Below are 16,787 nucleotides of genomic sequence, written 5' to 3'. Positions count from 1 at the left end.
GTCAGGATAGTCGACGACAAGTGCGTGCTTTCAAACGGTGGCGCCGTGCGTGGGCGCGGCAGGGAGCGGTGCTACGGGGCCAGGCTGCGCGCGCACGGGACGGCGGCGCCGGAGTCGCGCCACGAGACCCGGTGGCGGCCGGCCTGCTTGGCGCGGTACAGTTCGGTATCGGCGGCCTCGAACAGCGCGGGCGCCGTTTCCAGGCTGCCCGGTTCGAGCGTGGCCCCGCCGACGCTGACGGTCAGCACCTGCGCCACGCTGGACGCCTCGTGGACGATCATCAGGGCGGCGACGGCGTCGCGCAGCTGCGCCGCCAGGTGGGCGGCCTCCAGCGCGCCGGTCTCGGGGAGCAGCAGCACCAGCTCCTCGCCGCCGTAGCGCGCGGCCAGGTCCCCGGGGCGGCGCGTCGCGCCGGCGGCCAGGCGCGCCACCGCGCGCAGGGCGCGGTCGCCGGCCGGGTGCGCGTAGCGGTCGTTGTACTGCTTGAAGGCGTCGATGTCGAGCAGGGCCAGCGACAGCGGGCGCCCGCTGCGGCGGGCGCGCTGCCATTCGAGCTCGTAGACCTCGTCGAAGCGGCGGCGGTTGGCCAGCTCGGTCAGGCCGTCGATATTGGCCAGCCGCTCCAGCATCCTGCGCTGGCGCACCACCTGCAGGTGCAGGGCCACGCGCGCCATGACCACGGTCTGGTTGAAGGGCTTGGTGATGTAGTCCGAGGCACCCATCTTCAGGCCGCTGGCCTCGTCCTCGGGCCGGTCCAGGCCCGAGATGAAGATCACCGAGATGTGTGCGGTCAGCGGATCGGCGCGCAGGCGGCGCAGCACCTCGTAGCCGTCCATGTCCGGCATCATGACGTCGAGCAGGACCAGGTCGGGCAGGTGGCGCATCGCGCGCTCCAGGGTCTGGGCCCCGTTCCTGGCCAGCAGCACCGTGTATTCGGGCTTGAGCAGCTCGCCCAATACCTCGCGGTTCACCGCATCGTCGTCGGCGACCAGGACCTTTTGCATCTCCACGCCGTTCATGCCGGCTCCTCCATGTTCAGTTCAAGCGCCGCGACCAGCGCCGCGAGCGGGGCCAACGCCGCTTCGTATTCCAGATCCTGGACCGCGCGCTGCAGTTCGGCCAGCGCGGCGCGGTGGGCGCCGCCCGCCAGCACCGCCTCCAGTTCGGCCAGGGCGTCCTCGGCGCGTGCGTCGTCGGCCTGCAGGTAGGCACGCAGGCGTCCCGCTATTCGCGCCAGCCCGGGCAGGTGCGGCGCGTCGGCCGGAGCGGGCTGGGTCGGCTGGGCCGCCTGCGCCAGCTGGGCCAGGGCCGCCAGCACGGTTTCCGCCGCCGTGACCAGCCCCGGCACCTGGGCCGCGAGGCGATCGGCCTGGCCGTTGCGCAGGTCCTGCTCGAGGCGGTGCGCGGCCGCCGACAGTTCGAATGCGCCCACGTAGGCGGCGCTCGACTTCAGGTTGTGCGCCAGCGACTGCAGGCGCGGATGGTCGTCGCCGCCCAGGGCTTCGCGCAGGATGCGCGGGGCGTCGGCATATTCGCGCACGAAGCTGCTGGCGCGCTTTTCCAGGCGGCTGCGCTGGCCGTCCACCTTGTCCAGCGCCTGGCGCCAGTCGAGCCCCGGCACGGCCGGCAGCGCCGCCAGTGCCGTGCCGCCGGCGTCCGCCTTGTCCGCGGGATCGGCCGCTGGACGCTGGCCCGGCGGCGGCGGCTCGCGGCCCACAAGGCGCGCCGGATCGATCCACTTGAGCAGGCTGCAGAACAGCAGGTCGGGATCGATCGGCTTGGTCACGTGGTCGTTCATGCCGGCGTCCAGGCTTTTCCGGCGGTCGCTCGGCAGGGCGTGGGCGGTCATCGCCACGATCGGCAGCGTGCGCAGGCGCGGGTCGGCGCGGATCTCGCGCGCCGCGCCCAGGCCGTCGAGTTCGGGCATCTGGATGTCCATCAGCACCAGGTCGTAGTCGCCCTCCCTGGCCATGCGCACCGCTGCGCGGCCGTCGAAGGCCACGTCCACCTGCATGCGCGCGGCGGCCATGAAGTCGAGCGCCACCTCGCGGTTGTTGGCATTGTCCTCGGCCAGCAGGATGCGTGCGCCGTCCAGGCGCGGCAGCTCGGCGATCGACGGGATCGCGAGCGCCGCCGCATCCGGCAGGCCGGGTTGCGGGTCGAGCACCTGCAGCAGGCTGTGATACAGCAGGGCCGGGCCGACCGGCTTGTGCAGGAAGGCGTCGACCGGCAATTCGCCTTCCTGTTCCAGCACCGAGTCGCGGCTGCATACCGACACCATCAGGATCGCCGGCGGCGCCTCGCTGCGCGTGGTGCGGCGGATGCGGCGGATCGTCTCGACCCCGTCCAGGCCGGGCATCAGGTAGTCCATCAGCACGATGCCGTAGGGCCGGCCGCTCGCATCGGCACGCGCCAATGCCGCCAGGCATTCCTCGCCCGAGGCCGCGGTGTCGGCCTGCACGTCGAGCGAGGCCAGCATCTCGGCCAGGGCGGCGCGCGCGGTGGCGCTGTCGTCCACCACCAGGGCGCGCACCTCGGCGAGCGTGGTCCGGCGCACCGGCGCGGCCGGCTGGCCGTCGGCGCCCTGGGCGTCGATCCCGAGCGGCACGCTGAACACGAAGCGGCTGCCCGCGCCGGGCGCGCTGCTGGCGGCGATGCGGCCGCCCATCAGCTCGACCAGCTGGCGCGAGATCGACAGGCCCAGGCCGGTGCCGCCGTACTTGCGGGTGGTCGAGCTGTCGGCCTGGCTGAAGGACTCGAACAGGCGGCCCATCTGCTCCTCGCTCATGCCGATGCCGGTGTCGGTGACCGAGAATTCAAGCGTGACGTCGCGGTCGGTGCGCGCCACCGCTTCGACCGCGACCACGATCTCGCCCTGCTCGGTGAACTTGACCGCATTGCCGGTCAGGTTGACCAGCACCTGGCCGAGCCGCAGCGGATCGCCCACCAGGCGCTGCGGCACCCCCGGACCGACGCGGAAGATCAGCTCCACGCCCTTGGCGTCGCTCTTGACGGTGGCGACGCTCGCCAGGTGGTCGAGCATCTCGTCGAGCGAGAAGGGCAGCGCTTCGATCGCCAGCTTGCCGGCCTCCATCTTGGCGTGGTCGAGGATGTCGTTGACGATGCCCAGCAGGTGCTCGCCGGCGCCCAGGATCTTGGACAGGTAGTTGCGCAGCTTGGGCGGCGCCTCGCCCATCAGGGCCAGCCGGCTCATGCCGATGATCGCGTTCATCGGGGTGCGGATCTCGTGGCTCATGTTGGCCAGGAACTCCGACTTCATGCGCGCCTCGGCTTCGGCGCGCAGCATCGCGGTTTGCATGGCCTTGGCGCGCAGGCCGAGGATACGCATGAACAGCAGCATGTCGACCGTGACGCCCAGCTGCAGCGAATGCATGGTCCAGAAGTTGGCCGGCAGCTTGCCGCTGGCCAGCAGCGCCTGCACCACGGCGCCGCCGGCGCTGAAGAACCAGCTGAACAGGAAGTACACGCCGATCGCGTCGCCGGCGCGCACGCGGCGCCAGGCGCCCGGCAGGCCAAGGAACATCGGCGCGCTGCCGATCGTCATGGTGAACACGATCAGGATGCGGTGGTCGAGCAGGCCGAGTCCCCACAGCAGGCCGGCCAGCGCGCACAGCAGCGCGCCGCCCTTCATGATGCGGCTGAAGTTGCGGTCCATGCCCGGCCGCGCCAGGATGTGCTCGACGAACAGGTAGGCGCCGGCGGCGGCCAGCATCGAGGACAGGCCCATCACGTGCTTGCTGAACCACTCGCTGCCGCGCCACAGGAACTGCTCGCCCAGGCCGAACCAGACCAGCGCGTACAGGGTCAGGCCGCCGACGTACATGGCGTATTTGCCGTACAGGGGCTCGCGCATGGTGATCCATTGGCCCAGGCTGTAGGCGATCAGGCAGACGGCGATGCCCAGCAGCAGGCCCTGCAGCATCTGCTCGGCGAGCGACACCTGGTGGAAGCTGTCGGCCTGCAGGATGCCGAGCGGAGCGATGCGCGGCCCCTTGGCGAAGACCCGCACCAGCAGCGTATACTCGCGGCCGGGTTCCAGCTTGAGGGCCACCGCCGGGACCCGCCCCTTGAGCGCGCCGTCCTCGGGCAGGCGGCGGCCGCTGCTGGCCAGCTTGCGCACATGGCCGCCTTCGGCGAGGTAGAACTCGACCTGGTCGAGGATGCCGAAATCGATCTGCGCGACCCAGTCGCGCGGCGCGTCCGGCGCCAGCCGCAACGGCACCCGCAGCCAGTGCGGTTCCTGGATCAGCGGGAGCACGCCATGGGCCGTGCCCGGCGCGGCGTAGCGGCCGGCCTGGCCGGCGGCGGCCAGCGCGCCGCGCGCATCCAGCCGCGAACCCTGGTCCACCAGCACGGTCAGCGCCGGCCAGGCATCCAGCTGCCGGGTCTCGCGCCCGAGCTCCAGCGGCGCCGGGCCGGCCGCGTGGACCGGCCGCGCTGCCGCCAGCAGCATCAGCAACAGCAACAGCAACAGCAGCACGGTCGACAGTGCCGTGGACAGGAGGGTGCGCAAGCGCGTGCGCAGGACGTGCCGCGGGCGGAGCATGGCGTTCATCGGTGGTCGGCGTCGTTCCGGCCTGGGCCGGCGGGTGGGGGATGGCCGGCGAGGCGGGCCTCGAGGCGGCTGAGCCAGCGCGGCGCCAGCGGGTCGCGGCGCCAGGCGTGCAGGGTGCCGGCGACCTCGCCGAGCAGCGCCTCGGGCAGGCGCAGGGGCCGGGTCTGGTCCATCAGGAAGCGGGTCACCAGGCGGTAGCCGGCCACCCGGGTGAGCATGCGCGAGATCGAGAAACCGGGCACGAACAGGCGCACCGCGGCATCGAAGGCGCGCACCGCCCCGAAGCCGGCCGCGAACAGCAGGCGCGAGGCCAGCGGCACGCGGCTGTCGAGTCCGAGCGCGGCGGCGGCCCGCGGCCCGCACAGGCGGCGCGTGAGCAGCACCGGGAAGGGTTTCAGGAGGCGCGGCGGGAGCTGGTTCGCCATCTCGCGCATCAGGGCCGCCGCCAGCGCCGGGCGCGGGTCGGGCCGAGGCGCATCGCCCAGGCCGCTGGCCTGGAACGCGGCGAAGCGCGCCTCGGCTTCTTCCATGGTCCAGGCCATCAGCCCACGCTCGATGCCCAGCACGTGGCCCAGCACGTTCCAGGCGTGCAGGTAGGCTTCCTCGTCGGCGCGCGGCAAGCCCAGGCCGAGGCGGCGCAAGCCGCGCAAGAAGACGTAATGGAAGGTCAGCAGGGTGTAGGCCAGCTGTTCCTGGTTGCAGGGCAGGCCGTCGCGCGCGCCGTCCCAGCCGTGCGCGTACAGCACGTGGTACAGGCCGCCGCCTGCCGGGGGCATGGCCTGCAGGAGCGGGGCCGCGCCGGGTACGGGACCGCGCAAAATCAGGTGGCGGATGGTGGCGTGGATCATGCGCACCTTGAGCGCCTGCGCCAAGCCGCCCGCGGCGGGCGCGGTGAGGCCGCCGCGCATCATCACCGGGAAGATCATGGCGGCGGTGGAGCGGATGCGGTAGTCGGTATGCTGTTCCAGCTGGCCGGCGGCGTGCAGCACCGCCGACAGGTCGGGCAGCACGTAGCACTCGGGCAGGCTGGCGCAGAACAGCAGGGTGCAGGACAGCATGCTCATGTCCATGAACAGGGCCTCGGCGCGCGCGATGCTGCCCGGCTCGGCCCAGGCCGGCAGCGCCGCGCAGGCCGCCAGGTAGTCCTTCAGCGCCGCGCCGGTGCGCGGGTCGGTATCCGGCCCCGGCTCCCAGCCGGCCAGGGCGCCGTTGCTGTCCCAGCGCTGGATCTCGCGGTTGATGGCGGCCACGCGCGCCGCCATCTCGTGCGGGCCGGTCGCGCCCGCCAGCATGCGCGCGACCGCCTCGTCCGCGAGCGGGTCGGCCCGCATCGAGGCAAGCGGCGGCGCACCGGCGATGGGACCCGCGGCAAGGGGATTGAGGGCAAGCGGATCGACGACATCGCGTTTCATTCGGCCTCCTGCAGGATCGGGTCGTAGCAAAGAAAAAGCCGGGCTAGGCCCGGCCGGGTTCAGAAACGCAGGTCGAAGCGCAGCTCGGCCGTGCGCGGGGCGGTCGGCGTGGTCATGCCGAAGCTGTCGATGATCGACGGCCGCACCTTGTCCTCGATGTTGCGCACGCGCGCCAGCACGCTCCAGTTGCCGCCAGCCGGCGCCCACGACAGGGTGGCGTCGGTGCTGGTGTGCGAGGGCACCCGGTAGCTCAGCAGCTGGCTCGGGACCGCGATCTGGTATTCGCCGCTGGCGCGCGCGAACACGCCGGCGCCCAGCTGGCCGCCGGCGACTGCCAAACGCTGCTGGTAGCCGAGCGTGAATACATGGCTCGGCGCGCGGTCCAGCCTGTGGCCGGCCCAGGATACCGCCGGGGTGGCCATGTAGGTCACGTAGCGCGCGTCCAGCAGGGTCGCGCCATAGGTGAGGCGGCCGCCGCTGCCGACGCGCAGTTCGCCGTCGAGCTCGATGCCGCGGCTGCGCGCCGCGCCGGCATTGCGGGTGAGCAGGCGCGGCGCGCCGGCCACGATCGCGTTGCCGGTCAGCTGCAGGTTGGTGTAGTCGTAGTCGAAGGCGGCGGCGTTCACCGTCAGGCGCCCGCCCAGCAGGCGCGATTTCAGGCCGGCTTCCCAGGCGCGCAGCGCTTCCGGCTGGTAGTACAGGAATTCCGGCGTGACTGCGGCCGCGGCCGGGCAGGGGATGCCGAGCGCGCTGGTGCCGGCCACGCAACCGTCGTTGAAGGCGCCGGCCTTGTAGCCGGTGGCCCGGCTGAGGTAGACCAGGGTGCCCGGCGCCAGGTCGAACTCGGCGCCCAGGCGCCAGGTCGTGCGGGAGGTGGCCAGGTCGGCCGCGTTCAGCAGGCGGCGGTCGGTGGCCGGGTTGAACACCGGGCCTTGCTGGAAGTCGGTGGAGCCGACCCGCCACTTGTGGTCGAGGGTGCGGCGTGCGCCGGCGCTCAGGCGCAGGTCGTCGCGCAGGCGCCAGCCCAGCTGGCCGAACACGGCGCGGCTCTTCGCTTCGGTGCGCAGCGGGAAGGCGTAATACGGCGGCAGGCCGACCGCGCGCAAGCCCTGGAAGGCATAGGCCGTGTCGGATTCCTCGGTGAAGTAGTACAGGCCGCCCTGGGCGCTGAGCGCTGCGCTGCCGTTGGTGGCGATGCGCAGTTCGTGCGAGTCCTGGGCGTTGGCGCCGGCATGGTTGTTGATGACGCCAAGCGCGATCGCCGGCGAGATCCGGTAATAGTAGTTATTGACCATCCGCTGGTCGAGTTCGCGGTGCGCGCCCAGGTAGTAGACGGTGGCCGGGCCCAGGTTCCAGCTCAGGTCGGCCGACAGGCCGCGCGCGCGGCGCTCCTGCATGCCCTGCACCGGCGCGATGTTGGCCGGGCGGAAGCGGTTGGTCAGGCGTTCGTCGGTACTGCCGTCGCGCCATGCCGGCGCGCCGCTGGCGACGCCGGTATAGAAATTGGTGTCGGGGACGAAGCGATCGTTGTTGTCGCTGACTTCGCTGTGGTCGTAGCGCAGCAGCAGCGTGGCGTCGCCGCCGAGCGCCAGCTTCGCGCTCAGGCGCGCGTCGCGGTCGTCGCGGTCCATGCCCGGACGCAGCCCGGTGCCCTGGCCGTTCTTCAGGAACGGGTCCTGCTTGCGGGTGCTGACGGCGGCGCGCAGGGCCAGCGCATCGTTGACCGGCACGTTGACCACGCCTTCGAGCTTGCGGTTCCCGTAGGTGCCGGCTTCCAGCGCGACGCGGCCTTCCAGCCTGTTGGTGGGCGCGTTCGAGATCACGTTGACCAGGCCCGCGGTGGTGTTGCGCCCGTACAGGGTGCCTTGCGGGCCGCGCAGCACTTCGATGCGGTCGACGTCGAGGAAGTTGGCGGTCTGCCCGGCCGGGCGCGCGATGTACACGCCGTCCAGCATGAAGGCGGCCGACGGGTCGCCCTTGTCGGTGGTATCGTTGTTGCTGATGCCGCGGATGGTCACGCGCAGGCCCGAGAACGCCTGGTCGATGTGCACGTTCGGCAGGCGGGCGCCGAGCGATGCCGGATTGTCGGCGCCGATCTGGCGCAGCTGCTCGCCGCTCACCACGCTCATCGCCACCGGGGTGCGCGACGCGGTCGACACGGTGCGCTGGGCGGTGACCACCACTTCCGGTACGGCGTTGTTCTGTTCCGGTGCTGCCTGTGGTTCCTGTGCTGCCTGCGCCGGCGCCGCGAAGGCCATGCCCCATGCAATACCCGATACTGCGACGGCCAGCAGCTTCTGTGCCGGACGGACCTGCTTTGCTTTCATGAACGACTTTCCTGGTTGTTTCTGCTCGGCGCGGTGTGGCCCTGCATCCGTTTTTATTCGTGCAATTTATTGTTGTTGGAGCAATCCTGGAAGTCTAGCAGGTAGTGATAACGGGCAATAGTCCTACAAACGTTTCTGGACGAAAATAGCACTTCGTTACAACGGTCGCTTCCGGAGTATGGTCAATACGACAAGCCGGCAACGGGTCGATTCGGACCGATGCGTGCGCCGCCCCGCCCCGTTTTGGCTTATTTTTGGGCAACAACAAGCCCGTGGACGCCACGAGAACACCGCGAGGAGACCGAATGAGCCGAGCCCTGCAGTCCTGGCTGGCCGCTCTGCTGCTGCCCTGCGCCACTGCTGCGATGGCCTGGGAGGGAAGCGCCGCCACCTATACCAACCCGCTGCCGCTGCGCCTGGCTGACAATAGCCTCGCCGAAAGCTGCGCCGATCCCGCGCTGCTGCGCGACCGCAGCGCGGCGGCGCCGGTCTGGTACCTGTACTGCACCATGGACCCGGTCAGCCACAGGGAGCGCGATGGCAACGGCTGGAAGTTCCGCATGATGCCGGTGTACCGCTCGGTGGACCTAGTCAACTGGTATTTCGTGCGCGACGCCTTCGACACCCGGCCGGCCGGCCTGGCGGGGCCGAAGGCCGGATTGTGGGCGCCCGAACCGGTGTACCAGAACGGCAGCTACTACCTGTACTTCACGGTGACCGATGTCGCCGACCGCCACAGCCCGGAGCAGGGCTGCGAGTCCGACAGCGCGATCGCGGTGGCCACCAGCGCCTCGCCGGCCGGACCGTGGACGCCGGCCGAGCGCCTGGTGGTGCCGCCCCGGCGCGCCGGGGCCGGCTGCAACTTCCACTGGACCTTCGACCCCGACGTGGTCGAGGACGCGCAGGGCGACCGCTACCTGTACTACGGCAGCTACGGCGGCGGCATCTTCGTCCAGCGCCTGTCGCAGGACGGACTGCAGGTGGAGGGCGATCCGGTGCGGGTGGGCGCCGCCAATCGCTACGAAGGGGCGGAAGTGGTCCGGCAAGGCGGCTACTGGTACCTGTTCGCGTCGAGTACCGACTGCTGCCGCGGCCCGCTGACCGGCTACGCGCTCTACGTCGGGCGCGCCAGGGCGCCGGAGGGCCCGTTCCTCGACCGCCACGGAAACGACATGGCGGCCGCCCGGGTCGGCGGCACCCCGCTGCTGCAGCAGAACGGCAACCGCTGGATCGGCGCCGGCCACAACGCGGTGTTCCAGGACCCGGCCGGCCAGTGGTGGACCTTCTACCATGCGGTCGACCGCCGCCAGGGCTATTTCAGCGTCGAGGACAAGCTGACCCGCCGGCCGCTGCTGCTCGACCGGATCGACTGGGTCGACGGCTGGCCGGTGGTCGCCGGCGACGGCGGCCCGACCGACACGCCGCAGCCGGCGCCGGCGCTGCGCAAGGGGCCCCAGCCCGGGCGCGTCCCGGCCGGCCAGGCGGCAGTCGCCGCCGCGCCGCTCTGGTCCGAGCGCTTCGAGGGCAAGGCGCTGGATCCGCGCTGGCAATGGATCCGGCCGGCGGCGGCCGGCAGCTGGGCGCTGGCCCAGCCGCGCTTGCGCCTGGCGACGCAGGCGACCGACCTGCACGTGGACACGAATACGGCCGCGGTGCTGGCGACTGCGCTGCCGGAGGGCGACCTGCGCATCGAGGCGCGCATCCGGCTCGACGCGCCACTGGCGTGCTGCGCCGCGCCGGTCCAGGCCGGACTGGTCGTGATGCGCGACGACGACAACTACGTCAAGCTGGTGGAACTGGCGCACGACGGGCTGCGCCAGGTGGAATTCGGCAAGGAGCTGGCGCCGGTGGGCAAGGGCTATCCGCGCTACGGCAATACCGTGGTCGGCACGCCGGGCGAATGGACCTGGCTCAGGCTCGACCTGCGCCGGCCCGCGGCCGGCGGCGACGGCGAGGAACGGTACACCGCCTGGTCGAGCCAGGACGGCAAGGCGTGGGTGCGCGGCGGCACCTGGACCCACCGCCTGGGGAGCGGCGCCCGGCTAGGCCTGGTGGCGATGGGCGGCGCCGGCCACGGCGCGCGCTTCGCCGAGGTCAAGGTCTCCCGGCTCGGCCGCTGAGGGCGCCGGACGGCCGGCGTGGGCGCGTACCGACCAGGTCACGCCCGCCACCAGCAGCGCGATCGCCGCCAGTTCCAGCGGGCGCGGTCCATGGCCGCGGTAGACGAAGCCGTACAGCAGCGCGAACAGGGTCTCGAACAGGATCAGTTGCCCGGTCAGCGTGACCGGCACGCGCCGGCTGGCCACGTTCCACAGGCCGTTGCCGATGGTGGAGGCGCCCAGGGCCAGCAAGGCATTGCAGGTCCAGAACAGCGCCCAGTCGCGCGGCGCCGCCGCTGCCGTCGGGTCCGCGGCAGCCGCGCCGAAGGCGGCGCCGCCGACCCAGGCGGCCGCGCCCATGCCCAGCGCGACGATGCCGGTCGCCAGGCCATAGAGCGCCGACCACTGGGTGCTGGAGAACTGCGGATTGCGCTTCAGGTAGCGCGCATTGTCGAGCGCATACCAGCTCCAGCACAGCAGGGCGCCGCTGGCACAGGCCACGCCGAGCACGATGTCGCCGGTGGCGCTGCCCGGTGCGGCGTGCAGGAAGGTATCGGCATTGATGCAGGCGATGCCGGCGGCCACCAGCAGCAGCGGCAGCGCCAGGCGGCGCAGCGGGACCGCGTCATGGTCCTTGCGGCCCAGCAGGGTGACCACCACCGGCACCATGCCGACGATCAGGGAAGTCGGCGCGACGCCCGCGTATTTCACCCCCATCGCCAGCAGGATGTAGTAGACGATGTTCCCGGCCAGCGCATGGCGCAGCAGCGCCGCGTGGTCGGCGGGCGCGAGGTCGGCGAGCAGGGTTTTCAGGCGCGGCAGCAGCAAGCCCAGGGCCAGCGCGCCGTAGGCGAGGTAGCGGCCGACCGCCAGTTCGAGCGGCGAAAACGCCGCCAGCAGCGCCGGCGCGATGAACACCAGGCCCCACAATGCCCCGGCCAGCAGGCCGCACAATACGCCGATCCACATCTCGATTCGCCACGCAAAGCACGATTTTACCTTGGACGCACGCTTGCCTGCAGGACAGCCCTCATTCATCATTATTTGTTAATATTTATAAACAAACACCGGTATCCCGCTAGAACGACCCCAGGAGACAGGTTTGACCCCATTCACGGCGCGCCTCGCCGGCGCGGTATCGGCCGCCTTGCTGTGCCCGCCCACCTGTGCGTTCGCGCAGGTCGAGGTGCGCATGTGGACGCTGCTGAGCGGCGGCGACGGCGCGCGCATGGCGGACCTGGTCCAGCGCTTCAACGCCAGCCAGCGCGAGGTGAGGGTGGTCAGCACCACCCTCAAGTGGGGCGAACCCTTCTACACCAAGCTGATCACGTCGTCGGTGGTGGGCGCGGGTCCGGACATCGCCACCGTGCACCTGTCGCGCATGACCAACCTGGCCGGCGGCGGCGTGCTGCGCCCGATCGCGCCGGGCGAACTGCGCGAGGCCGGGCTGGACCCGGCCGACTTCTATCCGCGCCAGTGGCGCAAGTCCCAGCATGCCGGCAAGACCTATGCGGTGCCGCTCGACCTGCACCCGCTGGTCCTGTACTACAACAAGACCCTGGTCGGCAAGGCCGGCCTGCTCGACGACAGCGGCAGCCTGAAGCCGATCCAGGGCATCGACGCGCTCACCGACGCCTTCCGCGCGGTGCGCCAGGCCACCGGCCGCCCGGGCATGACCATGGAAAGCAGCCAGAGTTCGTACGCGATCTGGCGCCTGTGGATCTCGATGCTGGCGCAGCGCAACGTGCCCCTGATCCAGGACGGCCGCTTCGCCTATGGCGCGGCGGGCGTGGATTCGCTGGCGCGCATCAGCAGCTGGTTCAAGCAGGGAGTTGCGCAGCCGGGACTCGACTATCCGGCTTCCACCAGCCAGTTCATGGGCGGCAATGCCGGCTTCATGATCAACGGCGTATGGGAGGTGCCGGAAATGGTGCGCGCGACCGAGCGCGGCACCCTTGGCTTCGAGTACGGCATTGCGCCGCTGCCGCGTTTGTACGGCAACGACAGCGTCTGGGCCGATTCCCACGCCTTCGCCATGCCCGCCAACGACGGAGGGCCGCTGCCGCCCCAGAAAGTGCGCGCGGTGATGCGCTTCATCGCTTTTGTGAGCAAGAACTCCTTCGGCTGGGCCCAGGGCGGCCACATCCCCGCGTACCGGCCGGTGGCCGAATCGGCCGCGGTACTGGCCCTGATGCCGAACCGCCTGTATGCGGACGTGCCGCGCAGCGTGATCTACGATCCGGACGCCTGGTACATGGGCGCGGCCGGCCCGCTCGAGGCGATGGCCTCGAAATACCTGCCGGCTGCGCTGTCCTCGCAGCTGACGCCCGCGCAGGCCCTGCGCATGTTCGAGACCGAGGCGGCGCGCATGATCAGGAAGCGCGCCCCGCGCTACTAGGGAAGCACGCATGGCATCCACCCGTTCGACTGCACCCCGGCGCGGCGACGCGCTGCCGGCGGCGCTGCTGCTGGCGCCCTTCGCGCTCGCCTTCCTGCTGTTCTTCCTGCTGCCGGCGCTCGACACCTTCTACATGAGCCTTACCGAGAGCAGCCTGACGCGCACCAATGCCTTCGTCGGCATCGCCAACTACGCGACCCTGGTGCAGGATCCGTCGTTCTGGGCGGCGGTCGGCAACACCTTCTATTTCGCGCTGCTGACCGTGGTCCCGCTGACCGCGCTGGGCCTGTCGATGGCCCTGCTGGTGAACCGCTTCACCGGCGCCTCCGGCTGGCTGCAGGGGGCTTTCTTCCTGCCCTACGTGCTGCCGATCTCGGTGATGACCCTGATCGCCGACTGGATGCTGCAGCCCTCGTCGGGCGTGGTCAACTACGTGCTGGGCATGCAGCGCGCCTGGTTCGCCGACCTCGACTGGGCCATGCCGATGGTGGCGATCGGCACCATCTGGTGGACCGTCGGCTTCAACATGCTGATGTTCCTGGCCGGCCTGCGCAACATCCCGGCCGAGCTGTACGAGGCGGCGGCGCTGGACGGCGCGCGCGGCTTCACGCTGTTCCGCACCATCACCTGGCCGGCCCTGCGCCCGGTGGCGGGCATGGCGCTGGTGCTGCAGCTGATCGCCTCGATGAAGATCTTCGGCCAGACCTACATCATGACCACCGGCGGCCCTTTCAACACCACCCGCGTGACCCTGCACTACATGTACGAGACCGCCTTCACCCAGAGCGATGCCGGTTACGCCGCCGCCATCGCGGTGGCTTTCGTTGCGATCGTGATCGCACTGTCGCTGGGCCAGGCCGGCCTGGTGCGCTGGCTGGCGCGGAGGGACGCATGAGCATGCACGCGCACACTCGCGGCAACACATTCTGGACCGCAGTCGGCGCCCTCGCGGCGGTGGCGCTGGCCGCGATGTGGGTGGCGCCGCTGCTGTGGGCGCTGAGCACCGCGCTGCGGCCCGAGCACGAGACCGTGTCCGCGGTGTTCCACTGGCTGCCGCAGGACTGGACCCTGGAAGCCTTCGCCAAGGTGCTGGCCGCCGGCAATGTCGGCCGCTGGCTGTTCAACAGCGCCCTGGTGGCGCTGCTGGTGACGCTGGTGACGATGGCGCTTTCGCTGATGGCCGCGTATGCGTTCTCGCAGCTGCGTTTCCGCGGCCGCGGCCTGGTATTCGCGATTGCCATGCTGGCCTTCCTGGTGCCCTTCGAAGCGCTGCTGGTGCCGCTGTTCCGGATGATGAACCAGCTCGGCCTGATCAACAGCTATGCCGGCATCGTGCTGCCGCAGGTGGTGGCGCCGGTGGTGATCTACGTGTTCAAGCAGTTCTTCGACGCGATTCCCGCCGACTTCCGCGAAGCCGCCGTGATGGACGGCGCCGGGCCGCTGCGCATCCTGTGGAGCGTCTACCTGCCGGTGTCCGGCAACATCGTGTGGGCGATGGCGATCGTCACCTTCATCGGCGCCTGGAACAACTTCCTGTGGCCTTTCATCATCGTCACCTCGAACGACATGATGACCATCCCGCTGGGGCTGACGCAGACCTACGACGCCTTCGGGGTGCGCTACGCCCAGCTGATGGCGGCGGCGCTGGTCGGCGCGCTGCCGGTGGCGCTGGCCTATGTGCTGTTCCAGCGGCGCGTCACGCAGGGCTTCCTGGCCGCCACCGGCCTCAAGGGCTAAACCAGTTCACCAGTTCAGATTCGCGGAGACTTCATGGCATCTGTGCGCCTGCAGGGCATCACCAAGCAGTACGAGGACAACCTGGTCATCAAGGGGATCGACCTCGACATCGCGGACGGCGAGTTCGTGGTGCTGGTCGGTCCCTCGGGCTGCGGCAAGTCGACCCTGCTGCGCATCGTCGCCGGGCTGGAACAGGTCGGTGAGGGTACGGTGGAAATCGGCGGGCGCGTGTGCAACGACGTCGATCCGGCCCGGCGCGGCATCGCCATGGTGTTCCAGAGTTACGCGCTGTACCCGCACATGACGGTGGCCGAGAACATGGGCTTCGCGCTGAAGCTGGCCAAGGTCCCGCGCCCCGAAATCGCCGAGCGGGTGGCGCGCGCCGCCGAGATCCTGCAGATCGGCCACCTGCTCGAGCGGCGCCCCAGGGCGCTGTCGGGCGGCCAGCGCCAGCGGGTGGCGATCGGGCGCGCCATCGTGCGCAAGCCCGAGGTCTTCCTGTTCGACGAGCCGCTGTCGAACCTGGACGCGGCCCTGCGCGGCCAGACCCGGGTCGAACTGGCGCGCCTGCACCGCGAACTCGGCGCGACCATGATCTACGTGACCCACGACCAGGTCGAGGCCATGACCCTGGGGCAGAAGATCGTGGTGTTCAACGGCGGACGCATCGAGCAGGCCGGCACCCCGCTGGAACTGTACGAACGGCCGGCCAACCGCTTCGTGGCCGGATTCCTCGGTTCGCCGCGCATGAACTTCCTGCCCGGGACGCTGGCGGGCGAGGAGGGCGCCGCCGTGCACGTGCGCCTGCCCGGCGGCCACGTGGTCCAGGTGGCCGCCGACGCCGCACGGGCGGCGCCCGGCGCGGCGGTGACGCTGGGCGTGCGCCCGGAACACCTGCGCTTGGGGCCGCCGGACGGCCCCGGGATCCCGGCGGTGGTGGCCCTGGTCGAATACCTGGGCGACGCGGCCATCGTCCATGCCCAGGTGGACGGCGTGCCGGAGATGCTGGCGCTCAAATGCCGTCCCGAGGCGCCCTGCCCGCAAGCGGGCGCGCGCATCGCGCTGGCCTTCGATCCGGGCCATGGGCATCTGTTCGACGCCGACGACGCCGCGCTGCCGCGCGTGCCGGTCGCCTGAGGAAGCCTGCCATGCGCAAGCCGGAGCGCCCGCGGCGGCCCACCATGACCGACATCGCCAAGCTGGCCGGGGTGTCGCAGTCCACCGTGTCGCTGGTGATCAACCACATGAGCGGGGCCAAGGTGTCGAGCGCGACCCGCAACAATGTGCTGCGCATCGCGCGCGAGCTGGGCTACCCGGTCGATCGGCCCGGCCATCCGGCGCCGCCCGCGGCGCGCAGCCTGATCGTCTACCTGACCGACGAGCTGTCCACCAGCCCGCACGCCATGCAGACCATTGACGGCGCGCGCGACGCCGCCTGGGAACACGACTGCCTGCTGTCGGTCTACGCCACCCGCAACGACCCCGCGTACGAACAGGCGATCGTGGCGCGCATGCTGGCCGACCCCGCGCTGCTGGGGGTGGTCTATGCGACCATCTTCACGCGCGCGGTGACGGTGCCGCCGCCGCTGGCCGGGGTGCCGACCGTCCTGCTCAATTGCCATACCCGCGACCGCCTGTATTCGTCGGTGGTGCCGAGCGAAGTGCTGGGCGGCTTTGCCGCCACCATGCACCTGCTCGACGCCGGCCACCGCCGCATCGGTTTCATCAACGGCGAAGCCTGGATCGAGGCGGCCGCCGAACGGCTGAAAGGCTACCGCCAGGCCCTGTCGACGCGCGACATCCCCTTCGACCCGCTGCTGGTGCGCGAAGGCGACTGGCAGGTCAGCGCAGGCCACGCGCACGCGCAGGCGCTGCTGGCCTTGCCGGACGCCCCGACGGCGCTGTTCTGCGCCAACGACCTGATGGCGATCGGCGCCCTCGAGGCGGCGCGCGAACGGCGCCTGCAGGTGCCCGGCCAGTTGTCGGTGGTCGGCTACGACGACCAGGACATCGCGCGCTATACCCAGCCGCCGCTCACCACAGTGTTGTTGCCAAACTACGAAATGGGCCGCTGGGCGACGGAAAACCTGATTGCTCAAGTGAACGGAGGCAGCCCGCGCCGCACCTGCATGAAGATGGATTGCCCTCTGGTGGAGCGCGATTCGGTGGCCGCGCGCAGCCTGATCTGAGCATCTCTTGAGTGCGCCACGAGGCGGGGAATTCGGATAGCTTTTGTCA

11 protein-coding genes are annotated in these 16,787 nt (G+C 70.8%); 6 read left to right on the top strand and 5 right to left on the bottom strand.

The window, feature by feature from the left end:
• Positions 1 to 71: 71 nt before the first annotated feature.
• From AB3347_RS10415 to AB3347_RS10400, 4 genes are read right to left on the bottom strand one after another with little or no spacing between them, the layout of a single operon-like run.
• Positions 72 to 1,019, bottom strand: a complete 948-nt coding sequence (locus tag AB3347_RS10415; protein WP_369091723.1) for a diguanylate cyclase — start codon at positions 1,017 to 1,019, stop codon at positions 72 to 74.
• Positions 1,016 to 4,576 (bottom strand): response regulator, encoded by a 3,561-nt coding sequence (locus AB3347_RS10410; protein ID WP_369091722.1) that lies wholly within the window; start codon positions 4,574 to 4,576, stop codon positions 1,016 to 1,018. The genes AB3347_RS10415 and AB3347_RS10410 overlap by 4 nt, the downstream gene beginning before the upstream one ends.
• Positions 4,573 to 5,988: an oxygenase MpaB family protein gene (locus AB3347_RS10405; RefSeq protein ID WP_369091721.1), complete on the bottom strand. Its 1,416-nt coding sequence runs from the start codon at positions 5,986 to 5,988 to the stop codon at positions 4,573 to 4,575. Before AB3347_RS10405 ends, AB3347_RS10410 begins: the two co-directional genes overlap by 4 nt.
• A gap of 59 nt (positions 5,989 to 6,047) precedes the next feature.
• Entirely contained in the window at positions 6,048 to 8,315 is a 2,268-nt protein-coding gene (locus tag AB3347_RS10400; protein WP_369091720.1) for a TonB-dependent receptor, read from the bottom strand.
• Positions 8,316 to 8,620: 305 nt separating this feature from the next.
• On the opposite strand from AB3347_RS10400, the gene AB3347_RS10395 reads away from it, so the two are divergent.
• Positions 8,621 to 10,435, top strand: a complete 1,815-nt coding sequence (locus tag AB3347_RS10395; protein ID WP_369091719.1) for a family 43 glycosylhydrolase — start codon at positions 8,621 to 8,623, stop codon at positions 10,433 to 10,435.
• On the opposite strand, the gene AB3347_RS10390 is transcribed toward AB3347_RS10395, so the two are convergent.
• Complete coding sequence (locus tag AB3347_RS10390) at positions 10,358 to 11,383, bottom strand: DMT family transporter (RefSeq protein ID WP_369091718.1); 1,026 nt, start codon at positions 11,381 to 11,383, stop codon at positions 10,358 to 10,360. The genes AB3347_RS10395 and AB3347_RS10390 overlap by 78 nt on opposite strands.
• A gap of 133 nt (positions 11,384 to 11,516) precedes the next feature.
• On the opposite strand from AB3347_RS10390, the gene AB3347_RS10385 reads away from it, so the two are divergent.
• The 5 genes from AB3347_RS10385 to AB3347_RS10365 are packed head-to-tail and all read left to right on the top strand — an operon-like array spanning position 11,517 to position 16,738.
• Complete coding sequence (locus tag AB3347_RS10385; RefSeq protein ID WP_369091717.1) at positions 11,517 to 12,812, top strand: extracellular solute-binding protein; 1,296 nt, start codon at positions 11,517 to 11,519, stop codon at positions 12,810 to 12,812.
• Between the two features lie 10 nt (positions 12,813 to 12,822).
• Positions 12,823 to 13,707: a carbohydrate ABC transporter permease gene (locus tag AB3347_RS10380; protein WP_369091716.1), complete on the top strand. Its 885-nt coding sequence runs from the start codon at positions 12,823 to 12,825 to the stop codon at positions 13,705 to 13,707.
• Positions 13,704 to 14,549 (top strand): carbohydrate ABC transporter permease, encoded by an 846-nt coding sequence (locus AB3347_RS10375; RefSeq protein ID WP_369091715.1) that lies wholly within the window; start codon positions 13,704 to 13,706, stop codon positions 14,547 to 14,549. The genes AB3347_RS10380 and AB3347_RS10375 overlap by 4 nt, the downstream gene beginning before the upstream one ends.
• Before the next feature lie 33 nt (positions 14,550 to 14,582).
• Complete coding sequence (locus AB3347_RS10370) at positions 14,583 to 15,686, top strand: ABC transporter ATP-binding protein (protein WP_369091714.1); 1,104 nt, start codon at positions 14,583 to 14,585, stop codon at positions 15,684 to 15,686.
• Positions 15,687 to 15,697: 11 nt separating this feature from the next.
• Entirely contained in the window at positions 15,698 to 16,738 is a 1,041-nt protein-coding gene (locus tag AB3347_RS10365) for a LacI family DNA-binding transcriptional regulator (RefSeq protein ID WP_369091713.1), read from the top strand.
• Positions 16,739 to 16,787 lie beyond the last annotated feature (49 nt).

Source organism: Massilia sp. X63 (assembly GCF_041023745.1).
Taxonomy (GTDB): domain Bacteria; phylum Pseudomonadota; class Gammaproteobacteria; order Burkholderiales; family Burkholderiaceae_D; genus Telluria.
The sequence above is the reverse complement of the archived record's forward strand: the minus strand, read 5'-3'. Positions and strand labels throughout refer to the sequence as shown.